This window comes from Rhodopila sp., from assembly GCF_965277825.1.
In the GTDB taxonomy this organism is placed as follows: Bacteria; Pseudomonadota; Alphaproteobacteria; order Acetobacterales; family Acetobacteraceae; genus Rhodopila.
Map to the genome: position 1 here is coordinate 652,173 of NZ_OZ255846.1, position 25,624 is coordinate 677,796.

The following is a 25,624-nucleotide window of genomic DNA, read 5'->3' on the forward strand; positions in this document are numbered from 1 at the left end:
GTTCTGCAATCAGAGTTTATGTTGCCCTTGCGTCAGAACACCACAGTCGCAACGGTAAGAAAAGCATTTCCAACTGCGATGATCTGCTTGTGATGACTCTGTTCACATCGAGGTTAGATTCTATACCACTGCGTGGCTTTTCAACAAAATCGCGACCAACGGCCCGCGCTTTACCGGTGATCGATGCTGCCGTGCAACGCGCAACCGTGCGCGCTGAGGCCGCATGACGATGGTCAATTCCTCCTGACTATACTTAGGCTTTCCAAAATAATACCGGCCCTTCCGTAGCCAGTTGCCAGCGTTGTCAAGCGATCGGGAGGCGGGAGAGTCCGTGTACTAAACCCGGGTAGTCAAGCCGCACACCTACCACAGCCTCTAATCGGCCGTCTCCAGCTCTTCAGGAGGCGCGTCGCTCACTGAATCCTGCCGCTGCCGCCGTCGCAACAGCCAGCGATGACCCGAAACCGCCACCTGACCCATCAGCGTGCGCGCACCGGTAAAGCTGCTCAACAAGGTTTCCGCATTGGCCATGCGGAACTTGAAGGCTTCTTCACCGCGCAGAAAGTCGACATGGCACAGACCCCGATCGAACGCCCAGCGTGCGTATTCCACGATCAGGATCGTCCCGGGCGAAGCGCGGTCAAACATCGGATCATAGGCCGTGAAGTACGCTTCCATGCGGCCGGCATAGACGAAATTGACCGATGCCGCCGCGATCTTGCGGCCACACTTCAAGACGAACAGCTTAGCCAGCCCAGATCGGCAGGCATGATCCAAAACCGAGCGCAGGACTGGTCCATCGGCACCAAGCAGCGGTGACGCCGGATCGTTGGCGCGAAGCCAAAGCGCTTTGAGACGCATGATCTCATCGATCAAGGTATCGCTGTTGTCGAGCTCTTCGATACAGCGGAATTCCACCTCACCGCTGAGTTCGTTGAGGATGCGCTTTCCCCTGGTATGATTATTCCGCCCTTTCTTGTTGAGCGAGCGGAAGAAGGCCTCGCCGTTCGGCCACTGATTCTCGATGCGCATGCAACGTTCTTCACGATCAGCGAGCTGCAACTGGCTGCCGTCGCGGGCAAGCCGGTCCAGGAACTCCCGACATTTCGCATCAGGCCGTATCTGTTGCAGGCTGACGAGATCAAAGCCGCCGAACCGGCGCAGCGCACTCCACAGCACCGGCATGGCCGCGCTTGCGTGGGGCGGATCGAGCAGGCAGTCGCAATAGTCGCTGAACAACTGTGCCGCCCAGGTCAGCACACGCAACCCGGAGCGGCGGTGCACCGCGCAAGGCATGGCGCCGCCGAGGCGATCGCCTTCCCAGGCCAGCGCGATCTGAAGCTTGATCTCCCGCCGTCCATGCACACCTCCGAGCCAGCCGGCGATCCAGGCGTGACTTTGGAAGATGTGGCCGCCCGAGCTTTCCCAAAGCTGCTGCCACGCCGGCTGTATGGCAGCGAACCGTCCGGCATTTGTTACGACTTCGGTGGTAAAACTCAAACCGTCTCTCCGGCACGATGGTCCGCACGCACCGTCTCACGGCGAGGGCCGAACAGCCGCAAGCGGCCGGCGATCTTCTTCAACGGAACGACATGAAGCTTATAAAGCGATTGATATTCATCATGTTCGTTTTCCGTCAGCCCGAACACGAAATCTTCATCAGGTTCCGGCACCACCAAGGTGCCGAACAGCCGATCCCAGATGCTGAGACCTAGCCCGAAATTCCTATCCCAATGCTTCTCGGCGATGCTGTGGTGAAGTTGGTGATAATGCGGGCTGAGCAGCACCACGCTGAGGTATCGGCCATAGGACAGCTTCAAGTGGGTGTGGCGAACGAAATCCATCATCAGGATGATGTTACGCAGCGCGTAGACGTTGATGCCGAAGACCGTCAGTTCTACCGGGTCCAGCGCAAAGAACAGCCAGGCTCCATAACACAGGCCGGGGATCAGGCCGTCCCACCACCGGTTCATGATCTCGTCGATCGGGTGCACACGGTCCTTGGTCACCCCGACCATAACTTGAGCGGAATGGTGAACCTTGTGCAGTTCCCACAGGATCGGGATTTTGTGCTGCATGCGGTGATACAAGTAATAAGACAGGTCGTAGGCCAGCAGCATGCTGATGGTGAACCCAAGCAGCGTCAGCGGGCCGGCCGGTGTGGCGGGATGACTGGGCGCGCCGATGATGCTGCTCAGCACCCAATAGGCGAAATGCCCGGCGACCACGGTGGAGATCACCAATGGCACCACCAGCAATGGCATGAAGATTCGCCGCGACAGCCAGAACAGCAGGTCAGCCCGTGCCGAGGGATGGCGGAAGGTTCCCGGCGGGACGAAGTGGCGGATGAAATCCCGCACCGACCACCGCTCCGGAGTAGCCCGCACATAGGTCACCAAGGCGGCGAACAGCACTGTCCCCCACAGCAAAAGCAGGAGCATGCCGTTCTGGCCCGACACGTGCTGCCAGGCGAGGTGTGCAAACCGGTGGATGTCTGATTCCACTGCGATCATTCTAGTTCACCATGGCAGAGTTTCTGGTCGTCGCCAGCGATGGAACCCAAGCGTCGGCCCGACGCAGATGTTCCGCCAGGCGCAGCGCCATGGCAACGATCGTCAAGGTAGGATTTGCCTGGCTCGACGTTGGGAACACCGCACTTCCGGCTACATATAGGTTGTTGACGCCAAACACCTTGGCATTGGCATCGACCACGCCCGAGGCCGCACTGCCCCCCATCCGAGCGGTGCCGATATGATGGCCACCATAAGCCCCATCGCGGCGCACGACGGTTTCGATATCGGTCTCATCCGGCGCCAGCGTCAGCCGCCCGATCGCCTGATCGGCAAGGTCCTCGCGGAGCAGGTCGAACGACCGCTCGACCGTCTCGACATCCTTCCGGCTATAGCGCCAATCAACCCGCACTTGGCGATTGCCAAAACGGTCGGTCGCCGCAGCCAGGCCGATCCGGCTATCCCGGCTGGGAGTCTGCTCGGCATGGAAGTCGAGGCTGAACAGATTGGTTCGCGGGCGGATGATGACCGATGGAAACTTGCGCTCCGCCAGTGTCCGATCGCGCAACCAGTGGCCCAGAAAGCGCAAGGTCGCGACAGGGTCGGTCACCGCGTTCAGCCCATGCCGCAACCAGTCTGCTGCTGTCGCCGGCTGATCGCTGACCAGCCGCTTGGCATATTCGTAGCTAATGAAATTCTGCGCCAGATAGATCGCCGACAACGGTCCGGTGCGATGCCCCGGATCGGTGATCCGCGGATGATGCAGGCGAAACACCGCGTTGCCTAATCCATACTGGGCCTGCACATCAGCCCGCAACGATATCCGCCGGCGGCAATAGGTGCCGTCGGCCGCGATATCATAGCCGTGCCACACCGAATCCGGCGGCCCAAGCACCTGCAGGCGGCCGATCGTGCCAGCGATGTGGCACATGTAAAACCGCCCCACCAGATCGTTGGCGTTGCCCAAGCCGCTTGCATGCACGTCATTCGAGGTCAACAGCAGCCGAGGTGTCTCAATCCCGCCCATCGCCAGCACGAACTGATTTGCCACCACCGAAAAGCCATGGTCCCTGCTGTTGCGGACATCCACTCTTTCAATCCCCGTTCCATCCGACGATGCGCGAAGCTGGGTCACCGTGGCGCGCAGCAACACCCTGACATTCGCCGCTGCCCGCAGCCTGGTCTGATAGCGTGCACCGAAATTGGTCGGGCAACTGAACCGCTCGATCCCGTTGACCTCGAAGTGTCGCGGCGTAAAGCCGCGCAGCACCGGCCGCATCCCGCCGGGCGACGCCAGCCGCGCGTCATATTCATATTCGCCCGCCTCACAAAGCGCGTTCGCGGCGGGGTAGTATTGCGCCACGTCAGCATAGCCGATCGGCCAGCCGGAGTGGTCCACCCAGTCCCGAACCTCGAAATCGATCGGATCGAACGGTACGCAGCGGCCGCCCCAGATCGATGTCCCGCCGCCAAGACGACGTTGCCGATACTTGTCCGGCGGACTGTGCAGCGCCTCATCGACGACCTCACCGGCATTCAGCGCCTGGGCGTCGTCGGACTGGTCTATATCGCCCGATTCCAGCAAAACGATGCTGCTGCCGGTCTTCGCCAACTCGATCGCCAGCGTGATACCGGCCGGACCGCCACCGACGACGCAGATATCGGCCTGCACAATCGTGTCGCGCACTATCTGGTCAGCATCCTGAATCATCGCTCACCTCCTGCACCGGTGGCCAGACCGAGCGGCTCGTGCCGCCCTCGCGCGGGGTCAGCGACGCATAAATCGCCGCAACGGACACCGCGAAGGCTTCCATGGTGAACAATCGCTGGTACAACGCCGCGCCCGCAGCCGACAGCTCGGCACCCAGTTCAGGGCGATCGACCAGCGTCGCGATCGCCTCGGCGATACCAAGCTCATCGCCTGGGGTGACGAACAAGGCCGTGTGCCGATCCTGCAGAACTTCGGGTATGGAACCGACCGGCGTGCAGATAACCGGGGTCCGCGAAGCCAGCGCCTCCAGGATCACCAGCGGCAATCCCTCATCATAGGCGGGCAAGATCAGCGCGTCCGAGTCGACCATCAGCGCCCTGGCGTCGTCCTGGCTGACCCACCCGCTGAACGAGACCCGGTCAGCAATGCCAAGTTCGGCCGACATCGCACGATAGAAGTCCACGGGGCCGCCCCCCGCCATCGTCAAACGGATATCGCGGGTCTTCAGCGACGGTCCGGCGAACGATCGCAACAGGTCCTTGACGCCCTTGCGTTCCAGCAAGTTGCCGACGAACAGCAGGCGGAATGGCGCGTCCGCGCACGCCGTGCGCTGTGCTGCCAGGGTCGCGGGCACGCCGTTATAGACGATGCTGATCCTGGCCGGCCGCACTCCGAACTGATCGATGACCCAGCGGCGCCACACCTCCCCAAGCACGACGCAATGATCGGCGCCGCGGAACATCCACTGTAGCAGGGACTGTCCCGGCCGCCCCATCGCGGCATGGAACTGCATGATCTGCGCGGCATGCAGATGCAGCAGCACGCGCCCCCCGACCAACCGCGTCGCCGCCAGCAGCACCGCTTTGCGAAACACGCTGCCACGCTCGGCCAGGTTCAGGTGCACCACCGCCAGCCGCCCGCGCGAGGCCTCCAGCCAGATCCGCGCCACCGCCAGCGCCAAAAACAGCGGCGACAGCGCGATATGACCACCGCCGCGGGTTTCCAGCCGCTTGAAGTCGAAACGACCGGTCGGATCCTGCTGCATCGAGGCGAGATACGCCATGATGCTGCCCATGCCGCCGCCGATCTGGCCATAAGGGCACGCCAGGAAAACCGTCCGCCGGTCGGTCATGACAATGCTGCCTGCGGCAGCCCGCGTTCATGCCGGACCGCCGCCGCGATCATCCGATCGACCGGGGTTCGCGGCAGCCGCAGCAAGGCCTGCGCCCGCGAACAATCGATCCGGATATCCTGCGACCACAACGCCGCCAATGACGGCGTAATCGCCTCGGTCATCGGCGAGCGCAACACCATGCCGGCAATGCGGCGCATCGGCGCCAGCAATTTGGTCTCGATCCGAAGCGACCGGGGCGCGATCCGCCGTACCGGAGTTGCCCCCAGCGCCTTGGCGAAGGCGGTCAGAAACTCGTTCCATGTCAGCTCGGCGGAGCTCGAAACGTTGAACACACCGCCGGCTATATCGGGCGCGTCCAGCGCGGCGATCACCCCGCCCACGACATCGTCGACGCAGGCCAGGTTGCACCACCCGTCGCCCGCGCTGCCCAGGTCGCCGATCCGGCCCGCCCGCAGCAAGCGGGCCAGTCGGGTCGTCCATTGCGGACTAGCCGGCCCGAATACACAACTTGGCCGCAGCACGACCGCGTCACCGCCGTCGTGCACGTAGCCCAGCACCATTCGCTCGCAGTCGATCTTGGCCTGGCCGTAGCCACTGACCGGCGATACCGGAGCGCTTTCCTCACGCACCGTTCCGGTCGCTGCCCCATATACCGCCATGCTGCTGAGATGCACGATCCGCCGCGGCGGCGAAGCCCGCGCCGCCTCGCACAGCACTTCGGTCGTGCGCAGCATTGTCTGGTTGTTGCCGGCAATACAATTCACCACGTAGTCAGCGCCGCGGAGCGCGTTGCGCAAGCTGTCCGGCTTGGTCGCGTCAACCGCCGGATCCGACCGCCGAGAGGCCTCCACTGGCCGATAAATCGGGCTGCCCGACAGCGCGGCAACGACCCGCGATCCGATATAGCCTGATGCCCCGAGGACTAGCACCAGCTTGCGCGAAAAATCGACTGAATCTGGCATGATTATCCGCTGATGGTTTAATGAAACTTGCCGCTTGGTCCTCAGGCGTCGTTGTGCCGGCTGCCCGGATGCCTAATCCGATGATCGAGCTCTCACGGCGCAATTTAGGGGCTGCGCTGAGGCCAGCCCAATCAATTGGTATCGACCGGGCGCACAGAACGAATAGCGCCGGGACGAACAAGGCCGGAGCCTCGATCGTCCCAGCGAACAAGCTCAGGCAGGCACGACCAGCACCGATGACGACGGGCCGCCGATCGCCCGCATCTCCGGCACCGAAGTCAGCACCGTCAGCCCGGTATCCATCTCAAGAGCCTCCGGCCGCAGATAGATGGCTCGCAGGAAGTGCGACACCAGCACCGAAGCGATCGACAGCAACATGCTGATCACGATCCCGGCCAGCAGAATAAGCCGTCGCGTCGGCTGCGGCAGGGCCGGCACCCGTGGCGGCTGGATCACCCGAACCGACGATTCACGATGCGCCTCCACCGCCTCGACGGTCTGCCGCTCATCGAGGATCTTCGACACCGCCTTGTAGTTGTCCTCAAGGATCGCTCGGTTGCGCTCCAGCTCATGCAACTGCGATTCATCGGCATCCAGCGCAGTGACCTGCTTGTTCAGGGTCGCCAATTGGCCCGCGATCGCATCATGCGCACCCAGGCTAGCACGCAGGTCAGCCTCGGTCTTGTTGCGATCGGCCTGCACGCCGTAGGCCTGGGTCGCCTGCATACGAGCAATATCGGTCTCCCGCTCCAGCATCTGGCGTCGCGCATCATCCACCGCCGGCGAGCCGCGGTAACGGGTCTGCGCATCTTCCTGCCGCTTCTGGTAGGCTTGCACCATCCCTTGCAGCGCCGCCGCCGCGTTCGGCGCACCCTTCCTGCTCCCGGCGACCGTCCCAAGCGTTTGATTCAACTGCGACAGCCGCGCCGACTGCTCAGCAATCGTGGCTTCCGACTTGGTCAGCGCGGTCTCCAGGGCACCCTGCTGCTGCAGCAGAATGGCCCGCCGCTCGGCGAAGTTGCTGATATCGTGCTGCTGCTTGAATGAATTCAACGCCGCATCCGCATCGGACAGTTGCTTGCCCACCGCGTTCTGCTGCACCTGCACGATGGGCGCCTGAACGTCGCCATAAAGTTTCGCTCTAAGTACGAGATACTGAGACTCCAACAGCCGTAGTGCATCGGCCGCTACCTGTTTGTGAGGATTGGCGAACTCCAAGGTTATCACGCTGGATTTCTTGTCCACCGTGATCGTCAGATTGCGAGCGAACAGTTCGACCGCCATCGCCATCGGATCGTTCGGGCCGATGCCGGTTGCCTTCTCAGTCAGGCCCAGGGAGTCGGTCACGAATCGCTTGGTATCCACGATCCATTGCCCGATCGGACCCGGCTTCTCCAGCAGCTTCGGATACATCTTGCCGATGCCGATATCGCGGATCACCGAACGATGCAGGTCGTCACTGGTCAGGATGTTGGACTCGGTGCGCAGGATCTCTTCCGAATCCGGTCCCCCCGTTGGCGTTGTCAACTGACCCGCCGCCGGGCGGAACGCATGCTCGGTGCCCATCAGCACCAGCAGGCTGGACTTGGCCTTGTAATCAGGCTTGATCTGCACCGCGATCACGATGCTCAGCGCCACGATGCAAAAGAAGATCAGCGCGATCCGCGCCTTTTGCGAGAAGGCCGTCAGCATCAGGTCGCGCAACACCAGGCGCGGCGGGAGAGCGAGGGTCTCGTTCATGGTTCAAATCCTGCCAGGTTCAGAAGGGACGTCGGGACGCCTTGCCAGGCGCCGGTTCCACGCGGAGCAGTCGGCCCCCTCGCGCAGGATTGAGACGGAAGCAGAGGATCGTCGGCCAGGTCGATCATGATCGACTCTCCCGCAGCATCCGAAACTGATCCTCGATGACCGCGTAGCCGAAGCCTACGGATGCGGCTACGTATCTTTTGGTCAGCCGGGATGGCTCTTGAAGCACGCGCCATAGCCACTCCAGACCGATAGACTGCCACTTGGACGATGCGCGTTGCACCAGTCCGAGTTCGACCTTCACCGCCTGGCCGACACAGAACGCCCAGCATGGCGGCAGCAAAGCGCGATAGCTATCGACGAATACCTCGCTGCGCGGCGCGCCCACCGCCATGATCAGGATCGTGCTGCGGTGTTCGCGGATAGTCTCCGCCAGACGGACGCAGTATTCGGCGTCTCGTTCGAACCCGAACGGCGGCACGGCGACCTGACTTTCAACCCCGTTGCAAGCGGCCCAGGCTTCGGCCGCCTTACTGGTCGTCACACTATCGACCACGAAGAACAAGCGCTGGGAAAACGGATACGGTGCCAAACGCATCAGTTCCGCGGTGATCTCGCAGCCGGTTACCCGCGCTGCCGGAACCCCGCAAAACCGGGCATAGAGTTGCACCGGCCAGCCATCGCAAACGATGCAAGCCGCTTTCTTGTATGCCTCCGCCAGCGCCGGCGACCGCCTGATCGTTGCGATGTGGTCAATGTTGGGCGTCACCACCAACGCCACCCCGTCAGCGGGAGCCTGGCGAACCGCCGCGCCGACGATATCGCGTGCAGACTCGGTGCTCAGCGTCAGGCCGAAGGGGCGCGCGACGTTCATGCCGATGCCGCCCACGCGCGGTTCGGCGCCAGCGCCTTGAACATCGCCATATAGCGTGAGGCACACGCTGCGTAGCTGAAGTCACCCGCGCGTTTGCGCAGCATGTCGGCCGGAAACCGCTCACGCAACGTGGCAACCTGATCCATGGCCTCGGCGAGAGCAGCGGGATTGCGCGGTTGCACCAGCACGCCGTAGCGGCCCCCATCCAGTATTTCCCGAGGTCCGTATTCACAGTCTGTGGCGATCACCGGCGCGCCGCAACCTAGCGCCTCCACCACCACGTTACCGAACCCCTCACAACGGGAGCTCAACAGGAACGCATCAGCCTCACGAAAGAACGGCAGCGCGTTACTATGAAACCCGGCGAAATCCACCACATGGGTCAAACTTAGCCGTGCCACAAGATCGATGAGTTCATCCTGTCGCGGACCGGTGCCAAGGATGATCAGCCGACTGTCGACCTCCCGCCGATGAATCGCCAACGCCCGGATCATGGTCTCATGATCCTTCTGCGGAACCAGACGACCGGCGGTGACAAACACTGGCCCGCTGCGCGGCGATCCCAGCCAGGGATGGTCGACGGGCTCCATGCTGCGCCCTTGAAAGTCGGGACCCACAACCGGATTATTGATGGTCAAGATCAGTTCGCTCGGCAACCGCGCCAACGTCGCCAGTTCCGCCGACACCCCGTCGGACACCGCCACCGCCCGGGTGATCAGTGGCGACAGCACCCGGTAGGCCATGGCGATATGTCGGTACAACCGACTTTCTCCGGCGGCGAAGCTGATCGAGATCGGATTGTGCTGGCAGATCACCACCTTGGTGTGGCTGAAGCTGATGCATTTCGCGAGCAAGGCAGCCACATTGTTCAGATCCACGTTGGACAGCAAGATATCCGGCTTCTTGGCCCGAAGAAAACGCGCCAGACCTGGAACATCCATCAGCGTGCGCGAACTGTTCAGGTCGACTACGCGCAACCCAGGCGGTACCTGATCCAGCAACTGTCCGCGCAATCGGTGCAGCACTAGAGTGACATCAGCGCCGCGGCGCCGAAACTCCTCTGCGATGATCAAGCTCTGCCGCTCGACGCCGCCACCCGCCAAGTCGTGCAGATAGATCGCCACCGACAGTCCGGTTGCGGTGCCGTTGTTGCGCGATGGCGCCGATACATCCGCCCGACGCGCGGCAGGGGGGGCGGTAACCGATACGGACATGGTCAGTCCATCCCTACGCTGGAAACGACGCGCGATGCCCGAGTCAGCAGCTTATGTCGGAACAGGCCCAGATCCAGCACGAAGCGCTTGCCATCCAACCAAAACCGGTCGCCATCGTGAACCAGCGTATGCAAACCATGCGGAAACGGACCGGACCGGTCCGGTCGAAGTACGGTGACAAGCGATTCATGAAACTCGGTTTCGCTGAGCGTCAGCAATTCATGGATCGCCACCGCTGCGCCGTAGGTCGCAGCGCAGTCTTGGCCCGGACGAAACAACCGGCCGGCGACCTCGAACACCATCCCGGCCGGCCGAGCCCCGCGCACGTCGATCTTGACCGGCCATTTGGCATGCGGGGTCCACGGACCAGTGATTGCGGGGGCGTGCAGCAGGCAAAGATTGTCGTGCCCACCCAGGTCCAGGTCGGTGCAGCCAAGCCAGTAGCGTCCGTTCCACCGAAACAACGTCGGATCAGCCAGCCGAGCATGCGGCGCAACCTGGCATAAAACGGTCAGCCGCCCGTCATCTCCCAGCCGATGGATCACCGTGGCGCCGCGCTCAGTGGACTCCGGCACGCAATAGACGTTGTCGCCATCGCTTAGCGTGCAAGGATAGGAATGATGGTAGCCATCATCCAGCACCACTCTAGGTGGCGTTAGAGAGCCCTGCTGCTCAGCGACCGCGACGATCCGACCGACGCCGTTGGTCAACGGCATCTCCTCGCACAGGATACGACCGGTTCCGGGCCAGGGGAACGGGTCCGCAAGGTAACGATGCCCAGCCTTGGCGCGATACCAGGTGACGTCGCCAAGACCGCCTCCGCCAAGCACATGGTCCATCGCCACCGTGGACGTGCCAATGCTCCACCACTCGGCCATCAGGCGATCGCGCCACTTACCACGCATCGCATCCAGCCAGCCGGGCAGGCCATGGGCCGGGGCAGCCGGTGGCGAACCCGCCGGGCCTCGGCCGCGGCCCAGCGCGGCGTCGCGCACAAAGCGCATCGCTAACCGATCGATCGCCGAGTTGAACGCGGCCCGGCTGCCGCGTGTGCCCAGGGTGCCCTCGTCCAGGATTTCCGCCACCGCCGACCCGGGTTGATACTGCACCAGCCGAAGCGTGACCGCGTACGGCGCGCGGTGCCAATGCCGCCCTAGCACACCCGGATCGTTCACCGCCGCACCTGACGCGGTTTCAAATCGCCACAGCAGCGCGTCGCAAGGCGGCGCGCATCCCGGCTCCAGCCGCGGCATGGCTGCTTCGGTCAGCGCCGGATCGCTCAGCGCCGCGTCAACAATCTCGGAACCTTCGATTCCGGCCAGCACCACGACGAACGGCGATCTGTGGCCACCAGGCCAAACCGTCGCGCCCGCCCAAAGGGCGGCAGGACTGGTAACCGTCTTCATGTTAGTGCCGGCCTAGCCAGCGCGGCATTACGCTCCGCTCGCGATTCAGCACGACGCCGACGGTCTGACCGCCAAGACGCTCCAGCAGCGATTTGGCGTTCTCGATTTCCCACTGCTTGGTCTTCCCGGCGGCAACCACCAGCACCGACCCGTCGCAATACCGCGATATGGCGGCGGATTCCGGCGCTTCGGTCGGCGGCGTGTCCAGCACGATCACCGGGTGGTTCGCCCGCAGCATGTCCAGCATCGATTGCAGCCGATCACCGCCCAGCGCCAGAAGTGGACGCTCGCCGGGTCCCAGCCGAGCCCATAGCAGGTTCTTTGCCTCGCGCGCCGGAGTCATCGCATCGGTCAGCGGCAGGCCGCGGCGCAACGCATCGAAGAGCGACGGCGCCTGCAGATCGCTTCCGCCACGCCGCGATTTCGCCGCCCGGCCGGCATTGCAATCGATATAAAGCACCGGCTGCGCGCAATCGTCGGCCGCCACCCGCGCATACCCCGAGGCCACCGTGCTGGACCCGGTCGCCGGGGTCGGCGAAATGAATTGCACCACCAGTGGCATCGCGCTGGTGCGGCGTGCCTCGATCGCATAGTAAAGCTGCACGAATGAGGGGTGGTGACGCGATATCGCACCGATGTCGATCCGCACCGGCGCGACAGCATGCTCTTCGGGCGGTTGCGCGACCGGCGTCGATTTGCGAAGAATCGTGAGCTCGGGGTTGGGCGACCTGTTCACGGCAAGCTTCTCCAAATCCAAATTCGGGCTTCAATCGAAATGACGGGCCTGGTGCCAGCGACAAACTAAGGCCGTCCGGACGCTATGCGAAATCAAAACGCATTGTCATCGGCAAAAACCAGCCGCACGGTCCGCCACAAAATCTTGAGGTCGAGCGCCAGCGACCAGTTCTCGATATAGTAAAGGTCATGATTGACGCGGTGAACGATCTTCTCGACGCTGTCCAATGCGCCGCGATAACCATTGACCTGCGCCCAGCCGGTAATGCCGGGCTTTACACGATGACGTGAGGGATAGACCGGAACCGCTTCTTCCAGCGCCAATCCGCCCGCCGTCGTGGCCAGGGCATGCGGCCGTGGACCGACCAGTGACATGTCGCCCCGCAGCACGTTCAAGAGCTGCGGTATCTCGTCCAGGCTGGTTCGCCGCAACCAGGCCCCCACGGCGGTAACCCTCTTGTCGCCGCGCAGTGCCTGTTGCTTGGCATCGGCGTCCGCGAGATGAGTGAACATCGAGCGGAACTTCAAAACTTCGATCAGCCGATTATTGTAGCCCAGTCGGCGCTGGCGAAATAGCACCGGCCCCTTTGACGTGAGCTTGATCGCCAAGGCGATGGCCAGCATCACAGGCGAGATAAACGCCAGCAGCGCCAGCGAGAGCGCAATGTCCTCGGCGCGCTTGATGAACGCACCCCATCCGCCGATCGGACGCGTGCAGGCCATCAACAACGGCAGATGGTCGAATGCCCGATCGGCCCGGCGCAGCGGCAGATCAAGGCCGTCGAGGCCGGGATAGATATACACATCAATTGGCGCCATCGAGATCCGCTGGATCACCGCCCGCATCTGCTCGGCGGCTGACCAGGAAAACGCCACCAACACGGTGTCAACCGCATCCCGACGGATCATCCGCTCCATCGCATCGATGTCGTCGATCACCGGCGATCCAAGGATATGCTCGCGCAAGCTGGATCCGCCCAGACCATTCGCCGCGTGATCCACGATGCCGATCACATCGAAGTTTCGCCGCCCCCCGGCAGTCATTCGCTGTAACAGATCGTGAATTGGCTCGGGCTCGCCGATGATTACTGTCCGGTTCAGCGGCTTGCCACCCGCGTGCAGCCGCAGTCGCACCAGTCGGGCCGCGATCAAGCCGGCAAATCCAAGCACGAGAAACGTCGGCAGCCAGGCGCCCCCCAGCGTGGCACCCATCTGATTGGCATCCATCTGACCGAAGCCGGGCGCGAGGCTGCCATGGCCCGAGATCACCGCCAGGCAGAAGGTCGCCAGCGTGCCGATCGCGACCGCCTGCAGCCAAGCCAGCACAATCTTGCGCCAGGGCACCGTATGACTAACGATCTCCGCCGCCGCATACAGTCCACGCTCAAAGAAACTTAGGCTCAGGCAAGCCGTCAGGCAGGCGATCGGAAGGATGACCGAGGCCGCGTCAAGCTGCCGCGCCGGGTTGAACAAGGCGTAGCACAAAAACGCCAGACCGGCGGTTACCGCCGCGTCAAGCCCGACCAGGGCGAACGTCAGGGTCGCCAAGCGCGGACGCGGAGCGAACCTGTGCTGCCCGCCAAGGAGCGCCGACAGGCGGGGGTCCCCCAGCACGACGCCAATCGCTATTTCCGGTTCCGCCATCGCTGGCATCCGCCTGTTCCTGTTCCTGTTTGGATGCATGGCACCCATGGTTTGCCACGCATCTCCCGTCCCACGGCGGTGACCGGGGCCGATAGCTGCCGGCATGTATCGTGATAGATTGCGACTGACCTTCGTCTGAGACAGCACTTCCGCGTCCAGTATGGTCGAACGGCCATCCGGACAGCCGATAAGGTATCGCGTCCTCAACGACGTACGAAACCAAACTCTGCGTGTACCACGATCAGATGAAACGTTTCGAACTGCACCGAACCGTCGATTGTGATGCTTAGAAACTCGGACAAAGCCTCACAAAAAGATGCCAATTGGCGGTAGTTTCTGTCAAAAGGTTATATGTACGCAACATAAGTGGTGACGATTGACGATAAGTGTCTGCGATCCCGTCATTCTATATCGGATTCGGAATGCATTGCCACAAGTAGAACGTTTTCACAATACCCGCAATTAGTGCGCCGACCGCTACGTTTCGTAACCCAGCGACGCGACGACCAAGTCCTCGGCGCCTCAGAACCATAATCATCGGCGTAAAAACTTCATCAACAAATCCGTCACTCCAACCGAATCCTCCTGTTGCACCCAATGTCCCGCGCCCTTTAGCAAGTGGCAACCTAGCATTTTCCTGCATACACTAGTCTGCATGCGTTCGATCGCATCAAATGTCTGATAAACACCCCAGTCGTGCGCCCCAGCGATGAATAAAGATGGAATGTCAATAGTCCGACCGATGAAGACTTGCAGCTCCGCATTTCCGATTCCCTTAGTGCGGCAACGGTACCACTGTAGACCTCCCTGAAACCCGGTTCGTTTGTATTCGCCACTGTATACTGCCAGCTCGGCATCCGGCAGCCATCGACAAGCGACGATCGACTCGGGCGATGGCATCTCCGCGGCAACCGTCCGGGGCATGTCCCGGTCGAGATCCATGATGTAATAGGTTGGCATACGCGCCAATTCAGTTGCCGTCGCCGAAGCCAGACGAAACGGCTGATTGCCGAGCCAATCCGCACTTTTGTGGTGGTAGTAAGCACGCAGGAAGGCATGCATGCCCTGTCGGCTGCGCGTCATGTCAGAGTTGGCCTCACGCGTCGAGTAATACCACTGATAGTGCTTGCGTGGACGTTCCAGCCCCGCCAGGGCCGCATGCAATCCGGACGCTGCCGCCGGCGCCAGGCTGGGCAATCCGCCGAACGGTGCGCTCATCAAAACCACGGAGCGGAACAGGTCCGGCCGCAGCAGTGCGCACCACCCGGCGACCGAGGCGCCGAAGTCGTGCCCAACCACCGTCGCCACCGAATCGCGCCCCAACGCCGCCAGCAAGGCGACCGCGTCACGCACCAGGTTGATCGGCCGGAAAGACGCCACGTCGCCGTCGTAGTCCTGGTCCCAGCCGGTGGTGCGGCCACAGCCGCGTTGATCCGGCGCGATCACGTGATACCCGGCCGCCGCGACCGCCGGTATCACCTTGCGCCAGGAATAGGCTAGTTCCGGAAACCCATGCAGCAACAGCACACACGGCTGCCCGGGCTGCCCAGCCTCCAACAAATGCACCCGCAAACCATTGACATCATTGACAAAACGAGCAGTTATGCCGGACGGAAGCACGTCCGGCCCCAGCGCATCGATCATGTCCGGTTCGCCTTTCACAGCTCTATCACCATAGGCGAGATACAAAATCCGCCCACCGGCTGCGAGTTGAACAGCCCACCCCCTCGCGATTACCCTATGACTCCTCGCCGGATCGGGCCGTGTTCGCCATCAGCGCGTCAGGCCGGAATGCGAACCTTCATTTCCGTAATGCCGTGAATGAAGTTTGAGTAAATCCGCTTCGGCTCCTCAACCAGCTCGATCACCGGGAAGCGCTTCATGATTTCTTCCCACAGGATGCTCAACTGCATCTCTGCCAACCGGTTGCCGACGCAACGATGGATCCCAAAGCCGAACGACAGGTGATGCCGTGGTCGCGTCCGGTCAATGAAGAATTCGTTCGGTCTATCGATTGAGTCCTCGTCACGATTGCCCGAGACATACCACATCACCACCTTGTCGCCGGCCTTGATCCGCTTGCCGCCGAGTTCGGCCTCCGCCACCGCTGTGCGGCGCATGTGCACGATTGGTGACTGCCAGCGGATGATCTCCGGCACCATGCTGGGAATCAGCCCAGGATTGTCGCGCAGCTTCTGATACTCGCCGGGATGCTTGCACAGCGCCCACAGTCCGCCGCTCATTGAGTTGCGTGTCGTGTCATTGCCGCCGACGATCAGCAAGGTAAGCGTTCCCAGGAACTCCGCCGGATCGTTGACCAGATTCTTCGTCGCCTCGCCGTGCGCCAGCATCGATATCAGATCGAAGCCACCCGGCCGCGCCGCTCGTTCATGCCACATCGCGGTGAACGTCCGCAGCGCCTCGGTCAGGATCTCCAGCCGCTTCTGCTCGGAGTCCACCACTCCCCCGGCATTGACGTCCTGGGTGGCGCAATCCGACCAGTAGGTCAGCTTGCCGCGTTGCTCCAGCGGGAAGTCGAACAGCGTGGTCAGCATGAGCGTCGTCAGCTCGACCGATACACGCCGAACCCAGTCAAAAGTTTCGCCGCGCGGCAACGCGTCGAGCACCGTGCATACTCGCTCTCGGATGATGCCGGCCATGTTGTTCAGATTGGCTGGCGCGACGATCGGGCTGACCACCTTGCGCTGCTCGTCGTGCCGCGGCGGATCCATCGAGATGAAGCTGGACCGCCGGAATTCCATCGGCCGGTCGGTGATGCTGATGCCGCCCAGCCGGGCCTCGGACGAATAGATCTCGGGATGGGTTTCGACTGCCATGATGTCCTTGAACCTGGTCACCGACCAGAACGAGCCATACTTGCCGTTAGCTCGCCAATGCACGGGATCCTCACGCCGCAAGCGCTCGAAATACGGATAGTAGACGTCGTCCTGATACAGCCGCGGATCACTGACATCGATCTGGTCAAGCGGTGTCGTCAGGGCATCCGAAGCAGGGTCGAAATGGATCGGGGCATTCATCGCAACGAGCCTCCTTGTTATCGTCTCATCTCCGTCAGCCGCCCGCGCCGCAAGCGCTAGCGCGCTTCGGTCAGCCTCTAATGCTGGCCTTCCGGCATCCGCACCACCAGCCCGTCCAACGCGTCGCTGACCTGAAGCTGGCAGGACAGTCGGGAATCCGGCTGGGTGACCGCGGCGAAGCTTAACATGCTGGCCTCCTGTGACCCCGGCTCAGGCCGCCCGATGCGGTCCAGCCAGGCGGCGTCGATATAAACGTGGCAGGTGGCGCATGCGCACTCCCCCCCACAGTCGGCGTCGATGCCGGGCACGTTGTTGTCCACCGCCCCCTGCATCACCGATCGGCCGACCGCCACCTTGATCGGGTGTTCTGTCCCGTCGTGTTCAATATAGGTGATCTTGGGCATCTGAGTTTCCCTGCTGGCGCCGCGTTAGGCCGCGAGTTCCTGCATCGATATTGACATATCTTCGATCCGCTTGCGAGCCAGCCGTTTGCGCCGCGCGATGATCCGGCGCCCACCCATGAATTCGGTCGAGGCGTTGACCGCCTCCACCGCCTGCACGGTGCCGTCCGCGGTCAGATGAAACAGCGCGAACTTGGCGGCCTCGACATCGCCGCGCACCGCGATCTCGGTGCAGTCGAACGGCAAGCCGGCGATCTGCAACCGAAGGTCATACTGATCGGACCAGAACCACGGCACCTCCGGCGTCGGTGCCGGCTTGCCGCAGATCATCGCCGCCGCCTGCTTGGCCTGCTCCAGCGCGTTCGGCACGCTCTCCAGACGCCCCAACCTATCATACAGCGGCAGCGGCCGGCTGGTGCAGTCGCCGATGGCGAAGATCGCCGGATCGTCGGTCCGCGCCGCCAGGTCCACCGCGATGCCGTTATGGCAGGTCAGCCCGGCTGCGCGCGCCAGGTCGTCGTTCGCCACCGCGCCGACGCCGATCAGCGCCACGTCGCAACCGATCAGCCGGCCATCGCCCAGCCGCACGCCGCTGATCCGCCTCGCCGTGCCCTGCAGCCCGGCAACCTCGGCGTCCAGCTCGACCGTCACGCCCCGGCCGCGGTGAAAACCCCGGAAGAACTCCGACAGGATCGGGCAGGCGACACGCGCCAGCAACCGGCTTTCGCGCTCGATGATGATCACCTCCGCGCCTAGCGACCGTGCCGAGGCAGCGGCTTCCAGGCCGATATACCCGCCGCCGATCACCGCCAGCCGAACGCCAGGATGCAGCGCCGCCTTCAACCGGTCGGCATCCGCCGCCGAACGCAGTTCCAGCACGCCGTCCAGTTCGACCCCCGGCAAAACCAGCCGCCGCGCCCGCGCGCCAAGCGCCAGGATCAGCACGTCGTAACGCAATGTTCCCCCATCCGACAGCGCCACAGTCTTGCCCGCTCGGTCGATCGCACTCACCCGCGTCGCCAGCCGCAAACCGATCGTCGCGCCGGGGTAGAACGCCGCCGGTCGTAGCGCCAGGCTCTCGGCTGTCGCTTCACCCTTCAACCAGGCCTTCGACAGCGGCGGACGCTGATACGGCGGTATCGGCTCTTCGCCGATCAGCGTAATCGCCCCTTGCCAGCCAAGCTGGCGCAGCATGGCGGCGGCCGATCCGCCGGCGTGACCGGCGCCGGCGATGACGATGTGGCGGCTGTCCTGCGTCACCGATATTCTCCGTCGTTTCAACGGATAGGAGCAGCGGCTGGCGTCCTCGGCAAGCCGCCGGATATTCTGGTTCTTACTCGAAGACGACCAAATGGCCGCCGCCATTCCCGGCCGAGAGCCCCAAGATTTGCTACCCTTGCCGCCACCCCCCTGAAGCGTGGTAATCTCCGGGCGGGAGATCGGCGGTGGACGGGCGCCTCGCCAACCCGGTCAGGTCCGGAAGGAAGCAGCCGCAACGGGTCACCGCTCGGGTCGTTTGTCGGTCTCCCACTTACCCCCTCGCCGCTTCCGCCGGCCGTCAGGTGATCCTCCGAAATGTCCGGCATTTCCCGGCACGACCCCGCCGAGCAAGACGATTCTCCCCCGCCGCCCGATGGGCCGGGTCTGTTCGGTGGCGCACTACCGGTATCGCTGCCCGAACCCGCGCATCCCCTCTCCTACCGCGTGCTGGCGCGCAAATACCGCCCGACCACGTTCGATGACCTGATCGGACAGGACGCCATGGTGCGCACCCTGCGCAACGCTTTTGCCGTCAGGCGCGTCGCACACGCGTTCATGCTGACCGGTGTGCGCGGCGTCGGCAAAACCACCACTGCCCGTATCATCGCCCGAGCGCTGAATTGCGTCGGCGCCGACGGCAGCGGCGGCCCCACGGCGGACCCGTGTGGTGTCTGCGCCAATTGTATCGGGATCCTCTCCGATCGCCACCCCGACGTGATCGAAATGGACGCCGCCAGCCGCACCGGTGTGGACGACATGCGCGAGGTGATCGAGGCCACGCGGTTCCGCCCGATGCAGGCCAGGACCAAGGTCTTCGTCATCGACGAGGTCCACATGCTCAGCCGTAACGCGTTCAATGCCCTGCTCAAGACGCTGGAAGAACCCCCGCCGCACGTCAAATTCGTGTTCGCGACCACCGAAATCCGCAAGGTACCGATCACCGTGCTGTCGCGCTGCCAGCGCTTCGATCTGCGCCGCGTGCGAATCGCCGAACTGACACAACTGTTCGGCCAGATCGCCGCCCGCGAACATGTCACTGTTGAGTCCGCGGCGCTGGACCAGATCGCCCGCTCCGCCGACGGCTCGGTACGAGACGGATTGTCGATCCTGGACCAGGCGATCGCGCAAATGGATCGGGGAGCCGACGCAACGATCACCAACGTCCAGGTCACCGACATGCTGGGGCTGGCGGATCGAGCGGCTGTGTTCGACGTGATGGACGCGGTGATGGGCGGCAAGGCCGCCGCCGCCCTGGCGATCACCGACCGGGCCTATGAGCGCGGCGCCGATCTGGGGACTCTGTTGCAGGACCTGCTCGAACTGCTTCACACCGTGACCCGGCTGAAATCGATCCCCAGCCTGCGCGAAAGCCACGAACTGCCGGAGGTCGAACGCACCCGAGGCGCTGACCTGGCGGATCGGTTGACCGTTCCCGTGCTGGCGCGGGCCTGGCAGATGCTGCTGAAGGGTGTGGCCGAGGTTGAAACCGCTCCCGATCGGCGCGCCGCGGCCGAGATGGTACTGATCCGGCTGTGCCATGTGTCGGACATGCCGACGCCGGGCGACCTGGTCCGTCGCCTCGGCGCCGGCGAACCGCCCGCCGCGCCCCCCCCATCTCCCACACCGGGCGGTGGCGGTGGTTTCCGCGCCGTCGCCAACGGCGCGCCACTTGTGACTTCGGAGCCAGCGCCGGTACGGCCTCGGCCGGGAACCTTCCGCGACGTCGTGGCCCTGGTCGGTGAGCGCAAGGAAGCAATGCTGCACGCCCACCTGTTGCACTCGGTGCACCTGGTGCGTTTCGCTCCGCCGGTCATCGAATTGCGCCCCCAGCCGGAGGCGCCGCGCGATCTGGCGTCCCGGCTGGCGGCGCTGCTTTCGGAGCTGACCGCCACCCGCTGGACAATTGCCCTGTCCACCGCCCTCGGTGAGCCGACGATCGCGGAACAGGGCAACGCCGCCGATGTCGCTCGCAAGACCGCCGCCGCCGATCACCCGCTGGTCCAGGCGATCCTGGCGGCATTTCCGGGCGCGCGCATCGCCACGGTCCATGATAAGACGGCGGATGCCTACGGATTGCCCGCCGCTGCCGCGGATGCGCCCGATATGCCGGACTTCGCTCCGCCCGATGCCGCCTATTTCGACGACGACCCGATGGAGATCGACCCATGAAGAACCTGGCCGGGATGATGAAGCAGGCGCAGCAGATGCAGTCCAAGATGCAGGAATTGCAGACCAAGCTGGAGGCCATGGAGGCCATCGGCGAGGCCGGCGCCGGCTTGGTGCGCGTGACGCTGAATGGCAAGAACGACCTGCGCAAGCTCACCATCGACCCAAAGATCATCGATCCGGCTGATGCCGAGATGCTGCAGGATCTGATCGTCGCCGCCCACCGCGACGCCAAGTCCAAGATCGAAGCCGCCTCGGCCGATGAGATGCAGAAAGTAACCGGCGGAATGCAACTGCCTCCCGGTATGAAGCTACCTTTCTAGTGGTCAGCGGTCGGAAGTGCTCGCGGCTATCACTCTCCCACTGACCGCTGACCACTGAAATGGGCCCCCAAGTCGACCACCTGATCAGCCTGCTGTCGAAGCTGCCGGGCATGGGTCCCCGCAGCGCGCGCCGCGCCGCGCTGAAGATGCTGCAGCAGCCGCAATCCCGCATGCTGCCGCTCGCCGCCGCGCTGGCCGACGCCGCCCGAGCGGTGCGGCCCTGCGCCGATTGCGGCAACCTCGACAGCCAGGACCCATGCGCGATCTGCGCTGACCGCGAGCGCGACCGTTCGGTCATCTGCGTCGTCGAAGGGGTTGGTGATCTCTGGGCCTTGGAACGGGCGCAAGTCCATCATGGGCTATATCACGTGCTCGGCGGCACGCTGTCGTCGCTGTCGGGCATCGGCCCCGAGGACCTCGCGCTGCCTGGACTGCTGACCAGGATCACCGAGGGCGGAGTGACAGAAGTGATCCTCGCGTTGGGCGCGACCGTCGAAGGCGCCGCCACCGCGCATTGGCTCACCGACCAATTACGCAGCACTGGACCCACCGTCACCCGCGTCGGACAAGGCGTCCCGATGGGCGGCGCGCTGGATGTGCTGGACGACGGCACCCTGGCTGCCGCCTTGCGCGCGCGCCGGGCAACCTAGACCTGGCCGTGCCGGGCGTAACGTTCCGTCCCCGTGGATCATGGGACAAAGAGCAGTTACAGTTACACCAATCCATACTCGGACAGAGCGCCCCTTTTGGTATCTGCCGGGGCATTGACCGAGCCGATATACAAATGCTCGCCTTACAAAGGAGGGACACTGCCATGATCGACTCACTAAATCCGCCATATCCGGGGCGTTCGCGCCCCTGGCCATGCTGGGGCAAGATTATTTCCGTGGGGATCGTCCTTGCTGGTTTTCCATCCGTGTCCGACGCACAGATTAGCCCGTTTCGCGGATATAAGGGACCAACGCTCAGCAAGGAGGACCTGGCGGCAGGACAGGCGGCAGCCGAGAAGCTCCTTGACGATGATCACGCTCAGGTGGGCAAGTCCGAGGATTGGTCCGGGCCAACGTCCGGTAACACAGGCAATATTTCCGTTCAGAGGGCTTTTCAGCGGCAGAACATGGAGTGTCGGGCGCTGCGGTCCGAAATCCGCTTCCGGAAAGCCTCGACGAAGCCGAGGACTATCAACCTCAATGTGTGTCGCGTTCAGGGCCGCTGGAAGTTGATGTAGTCATTGCCGCCATGACACGGGACAGGCCTCACCACTTCAGGACCTGGGTCATCACCACGCCTGCCCATGACCATGGCGTCTGATTGGCTGTTAGGCCATCGCCGCAGCCACTTTCGCGACGCGGTCCTCGCGCTGAACTCTTAGCGCAGCCATCCGGGCGCGCGCAGCCGCCACAAGTTCCGGACGAGCGGTATCCGGACTGCCGGCATTGAATGGTGGCGCTGGGGCGTATTCGATCCCCAACTGGATGGTTTCGGCCACCTCCTGGCCGGCGAGTTCGGCCACCATGGTCAAGGCGAAGTCGATCCCGGCGGTGACGCCGCCGCCGGTCATCACTTTGCCGTCCCGAACCACCCGGCCCTTGGTGGGAATCGCTCCGAGCGGGGTCAACAAATCGATCCACGCCCAGTGGGTCGTGGCGCGCTTGCCGCGCAACAGCCCGGCTGCGCCCAGGACCAGGGCGCCGGTGCAGATCGACCCGACGAACCTGGCCCGTTCGAACCGGGTGCGCAGGAAGGACAGCACGATCGGGTCATCCATCAGATCCAGCACGCCGGGCCCACCCGGGACGCAGATCACGTCCAGCGCCGGACATTCCGCCAGCGTGGTGTCGGGCAGCAGTGTCAATCCACCCTGGGTCCGGATTGGATCCATCGTCTTCCACAGCACATGCACCTCGGCGTCGGGCAGGCTGGCGAATACCTGCAGAGGGCCGGTCAGGTCGAGTTGGGTCATTGCCGGAAACGCCAGCAAACCGACGCGGTATTGGGGCATCGCGAATTCTCCTGTTGTCGCGGCATCCGTTTCTGGCATGACGGGCACGTGGCGCAATGCCAAATACCCCGCGGATCGCGCCAAACTCGTCGCCGGCGCCGCTACGGCCCCTGCCGCCTCTTCCCGCCGCGACCGCGCCGCTTCGACGGGTCATATCCCCCGCCTCCCGGCCCCATCGGCTCCGGTCCACGGCCTCGCCTGGGACGCATCAATGCGCTCGCCATCGGCGGCGGCGGCAGACCCAGGTCCAACGCCTCCAGCCGCTTGATCTCGTCGCGGAACCGCGCCGCCTGCTCGAACTCGAGGTTGGAAGCCGCGGCACGCATCTCTTTCTCCAGGCGGGCTATCGCCGCCTTGAGGTCCTTGCCGACGAACTCAGTGGTGGCCGCGTCCTTGACCGGCGCCACGGTGACGTAGTCCTGCTCGAACACGCTCTCCAGCACCTTGCCGATGTGCCGCCGGATCGAAATCGGCGTAATGCCGTGGGCTTCATTCCAGCTCCGCTGCTTGTTGCGCCGCCGCTCGGTCTCCTCGATGGCGGTGCGCAGGGAGTTGGTCATCACGTCGGCATACATCACCACCCGGCCATCGACATTGCGCGCCGCGCGGCCGATCGTCTGGATCAACGAGGTCTGTGAGCGCAGGAAGCCTTCCTTGTCCGCATCCAGGATCGCCACTAGCGCGCATTCCGGGATGTCCAGGCCTTCGCGCAATAGATTGATGCCGACCAGTACATCGAATACACCCAGCCGCAGATCGCGGACGATCTCGATCCGCTCCAGTGTGTCCACCTCGGAGTGCAGATAGCGCACCTTTATCGACTGCTCGGTCAGGTAGTCGGTCAGCTCCTCCGCCATCCGCTTGGTCAGCGTGGTGACCAGTATGCGGCCGCCGGCGGCGGTCACCGTCTTGCATTCGTGCAGCAGATCGTCGACCTGGTATTCCACCGGGCGAACCTCGGTGGCCGGATCGATCAGTCCGGTCGGGCGGATCACCTGTTCGGCAAACACGCCGGCGGTGCGCTCCATCTCCCATGGTCCGGGGGTGGCCGAAACGAACACCGACAACGGCCGGAACCGTTCCCATTCCTCGAACTTCAGCGGCCGGTTATCGACGCACGACGGTAGCCGAAACCCGAACTCGGACAGCACCGTCTTGCGGTTGAAGTCGCCGCGGTACATGCCGCCGATCTGCGGCACCGTGACATGGCTTTCGTCCACGAACAGGAACGCGTTCTCCGGCAGATACTCGAACAAGGTCGGTGGCGGATCGCCCGGTTCACGCCCGGTCAGATAGCGGGAGTAGTTCTCGATCCCCTTGCACGACCCGGTCGTCTCCATCATTTCGATATCCCACAGCGTGCGCTGTTCCAGGCGCTGCAGTTCCAGCAACTTGCCCTGTTCGTTCAGTTCCGAAAGGCGCTGCTTCAGCTCCACCTTGATGTCGCGGACTGCCTGGGTCAGCGTCGGCCGCGGGGTGACGTAGTGGCTATTGGCATACACCGTGACCTCGGTCAGGTCGGCGGTCTTCTCCCCGGTCAGCGGGTCGAATTCGTGTACTGACTCGATTTCGTCGCCGAACAGCGCGATCCGCCAGGCACGATCTTCATGATGGCTGGGGAAAATATCGACGATCTCACCGCGCAGTCGGAACGAACCGCGGGTAAAGGCAGTGTCGTTGCGACGGTATTGCAGATCGACCAGGGCCTTGGCCAGATGGTCGCGGTCGACCCGGCCGCCCACCTCCAGCTTCGCCACCATCTTCGAGTAGGTCTCGACCGAGCCGATGCCGTATATGCAGGACACCGAGGCGACCACAATGACGTCGTTGCGCTCCAGCAGGGCCTGGGTGGCGGCGTGGCGCATCCGGTCGATCTGCTCGTTGATCTGGGCGTCTTTTTCTATATAGGTATCGGTGCGAGGCACATACGCCTCAGGCTGGTAATAGTCGTAGTAGCTGACGAAATATTCGACTGCATTCTCCGGGAAGAAGCTCTTCATCTCGCCATACAACTGCGCGGCGAGGGTCTTGTTCGGCGCCAGCACCAGGGTCGGCTTCTGCACCGCCTCGATCACTTTTGCCATGGTGAAGGTCTTGCCCGAACCGGTGACGCCGAGCAGCACCTGGTCGCGCTCGCCGGCCTCGACACCGCGCACCAGTTCGCTGATCGCATTCGGTTGGTCGCCCGCCGGCTGATATTCCGACACCACCTTCAGCGGCCGGGTCATCGACTTCGCCGGCTGTTTCTGCGGCATGAACAGAGGCCGCGGCGGACGGAGCAGGGTCTGGGACATAAGGCGAACTCCTCGACGCGATACAAATGGCGCGTCTAGGTCTCAACGTCGAGGGGGCTCGACTTCGAGATGGCTTCGACGTCGGGGGGCTTCGACGTCGCGGGCTCGACGTCGAAAAGCTCGTTTGGCGGGCTTGCGCGGAACGTTTGTTGGGCTGCGGGAGTTTAGGGAACTTGCCCATTATCGCCGTGCGACAGAAAACG

General features: G+C 63.5%; 21 protein-coding genes and 1 other RNA gene. 5 read left to right on the forward strand and 17 right to left on the reverse strand.

All coding sequences use genetic code 11. The features are described from left to right. Positions 1-375: 375 nt before the first annotated feature. The 15 genes from ACQY4T_RS03585 to ACQY4T_RS03655 all read right to left on the reverse strand — a co-directional run bounded on the left by ACQY4T_RS03585 (position 376) and on the right by ACQY4T_RS03655 (position 18,636). Positions 376-1,500: a GNAT family N-acetyltransferase gene (locus ACQY4T_RS03585; RefSeq protein WP_428537784.1), complete on the reverse strand. Its 1,125-nt coding sequence runs from the start codon at positions 1,498-1,500 to the stop codon at positions 376-378. After that, positions 1,497-2,513 (reverse strand): sterol desaturase family protein, encoded by a 1,017-nt coding sequence (locus tag ACQY4T_RS03590; RefSeq protein ID WP_428537787.1) that lies wholly within the window; start codon positions 2,511-2,513, stop codon positions 1,497-1,499. The genes ACQY4T_RS03585 and ACQY4T_RS03590 overlap by 4 nt, the downstream gene beginning before the upstream one ends. A gap of 1 nt (position 2,514) precedes the next feature. Further along, entirely contained in the window at positions 2,515-4,221 is a 1,707-nt protein-coding gene (locus tag ACQY4T_RS03595) for an FAD-dependent oxidoreductase (protein WP_428537790.1), read from the reverse strand. Then, positions 4,205-5,353: a glycosyltransferase family 4 protein gene (locus ACQY4T_RS03600; protein WP_428537793.1), complete on the reverse strand. Its 1,149-nt coding sequence runs from the start codon at positions 5,351-5,353 to the stop codon at positions 4,205-4,207. Before ACQY4T_RS03600 ends, ACQY4T_RS03595 begins: the two co-directional genes overlap by 17 nt. Further along, positions 5,350-6,318: an NAD-dependent epimerase/dehydratase family protein gene (locus ACQY4T_RS03605; protein ID WP_428537796.1), complete on the reverse strand. Its 969-nt coding sequence runs from the start codon at positions 6,316-6,318 to the stop codon at positions 5,350-5,352. Before ACQY4T_RS03605 ends, ACQY4T_RS03600 begins: the two co-directional genes overlap by 4 nt. Positions 6,319-6,531: 213 nt before the next feature. After that, positions 6,532-8,058 (reverse strand): GumC family protein, encoded by a 1,527-nt coding sequence (locus tag ACQY4T_RS03610; protein WP_428537799.1) that lies wholly within the window; start codon positions 8,056-8,058, stop codon positions 6,532-6,534. A gap of 124 nt (positions 8,059-8,182) precedes the next feature. Then, positions 8,183-8,938 carry a WecB/TagA/CpsF family glycosyltransferase gene (locus tag ACQY4T_RS03615; protein WP_428537802.1) on the reverse strand — a complete coding sequence of 252 codons (756 nt, stop codon included), beginning with the start codon at positions 8,936-8,938 and terminating at the stop codon, positions 8,183-8,185. Beyond that, positions 8,935-10,152, reverse strand: a complete 1,218-nt coding sequence (locus ACQY4T_RS03620; RefSeq protein WP_428537805.1) for a glycosyltransferase — start codon at positions 10,150-10,152, stop codon at positions 8,935-8,937. Before ACQY4T_RS03620 ends, ACQY4T_RS03615 begins: the two co-directional genes overlap by 4 nt. A 2-nt stretch (positions 10,153-10,154) precedes the next feature. Then, complete coding sequence (locus tag ACQY4T_RS03625) at positions 10,155-11,558, reverse strand: glucosamine inositolphosphorylceramide transferase family protein (protein WP_428537808.1); 1,404 nt, start codon at positions 11,556-11,558, stop codon at positions 10,155-10,157. A 1-nt stretch (position 11,559) separates the two neighbouring features. Next, positions 11,560-12,294, reverse strand: coding sequence for a hypothetical protein (locus ACQY4T_RS03630; protein WP_428537811.1), 735 nt, complete (start codon positions 12,292-12,294; stop codon positions 11,560-11,562). A 92-nt stretch (positions 12,295-12,386) separates the two neighbouring features. Beyond that, a complete protein-coding gene (locus ACQY4T_RS03635; protein ID WP_428537814.1) occupies positions 12,387-13,946 on the reverse strand; it encodes an exopolysaccharide biosynthesis polyprenyl glycosylphosphotransferase in 1,560 nt (519 codons plus the stop codon). A 525-nt stretch (positions 13,947-14,471) separates the two neighbouring features. Then, on the reverse strand, positions 14,472-15,581 hold the full coding sequence (locus ACQY4T_RS03640) for an alpha/beta fold hydrolase (protein WP_428537817.1): 1,110 nt from the start codon (positions 15,579-15,581) through the stop codon (positions 14,472-14,474). Positions 15,582-15,718: 137 nt separating this feature from the next. Then, on the reverse strand, positions 15,719-16,975 hold the full coding sequence (locus ACQY4T_RS03645) for a cytochrome P450 (protein WP_428537820.1): 1,257 nt from the start codon (positions 16,973-16,975) through the stop codon (positions 15,719-15,721). A 77-nt stretch (positions 16,976-17,052) separates the two neighbouring features. Continuing rightward, on the reverse strand, positions 17,053-17,379 hold the full coding sequence (locus ACQY4T_RS03650) for a 2Fe-2S iron-sulfur cluster-binding protein (protein ID WP_428537823.1): 327 nt from the start codon (positions 17,377-17,379) through the stop codon (positions 17,053-17,055). 24 nt (positions 17,380-17,403) lie between these two features. Next, the gene (locus tag ACQY4T_RS03655; protein WP_428537826.1) at positions 17,404-18,636 is read right to left on the reverse strand and encodes an NAD(P)/FAD-dependent oxidoreductase; all 1,233 of its coding nucleotides are present in this window, start codon (positions 18,634-18,636) and stop codon (positions 17,404-17,406) included. Between the two features lie 174 nt (positions 18,637-18,810). On the opposite strand from ACQY4T_RS03655, the gene ffs reads away from it, so the two are divergent. From ffs to ACQY4T_RS03680, 5 genes are all read left to right on the forward strand, one after another. After that, positions 18,811-18,907: signal recognition particle sRNA small type (ffs, locus tag ACQY4T_RS03660), an RNA gene on the forward strand. 44 nt (positions 18,908-18,951) lie between these two features. Next, entirely contained in the window at positions 18,952-20,805 is a 1,854-nt protein-coding gene (locus ACQY4T_RS03665; RefSeq protein ID WP_428537828.1) for a DNA polymerase III subunit gamma/tau, read from the forward strand. Then, positions 20,802-21,125 carry a YbaB/EbfC family nucleoid-associated protein gene (locus ACQY4T_RS03670; protein WP_428537831.1) on the forward strand — a complete coding sequence of 108 codons (324 nt, stop codon included), beginning with the start codon at positions 20,802-20,804 and terminating at the stop codon, positions 21,123-21,125. The genes ACQY4T_RS03665 and ACQY4T_RS03670 overlap by 4 nt, the downstream gene beginning before the upstream one ends. A 59-nt stretch (positions 21,126-21,184) precedes the next feature. Then, positions 21,185-21,775 (forward strand): recombination mediator RecR, encoded by a 591-nt coding sequence (recR, locus tag ACQY4T_RS03675; RefSeq protein WP_428537834.1) that lies wholly within the window; start codon positions 21,185-21,187, stop codon positions 21,773-21,775. 164 nt (positions 21,776-21,939) lie between these two features. Beyond that, positions 21,940-22,353 carry a hypothetical protein gene (locus tag ACQY4T_RS03680; protein ID WP_428537837.1) on the forward strand — a complete coding sequence of 138 codons (414 nt, stop codon included), beginning with the start codon at positions 21,940-21,942 and terminating at the stop codon, positions 22,351-22,353. A gap of 90 nt (positions 22,354-22,443) precedes the next feature. On the opposite strand, the gene ACQY4T_RS03685 is transcribed toward ACQY4T_RS03680, so the two are convergent. Then, positions 22,444-23,127: a DJ-1/PfpI family protein gene (locus ACQY4T_RS03685; protein WP_428537840.1), complete on the reverse strand. Its 684-nt coding sequence runs from the start codon at positions 23,125-23,127 to the stop codon at positions 22,444-22,446. A gap of 101 nt (positions 23,128-23,228) precedes the next feature. Continuing rightward, positions 23,229-25,421 carry an excinuclease ABC subunit UvrB gene (uvrB, locus tag ACQY4T_RS03690; protein ID WP_428537843.1) on the reverse strand — a complete coding sequence of 731 codons (2,193 nt, stop codon included), beginning with the start codon at positions 25,419-25,421 and terminating at the stop codon, positions 23,229-23,231. Between the last annotated feature and the right edge of the window lie 203 nt (positions 25,422-25,624).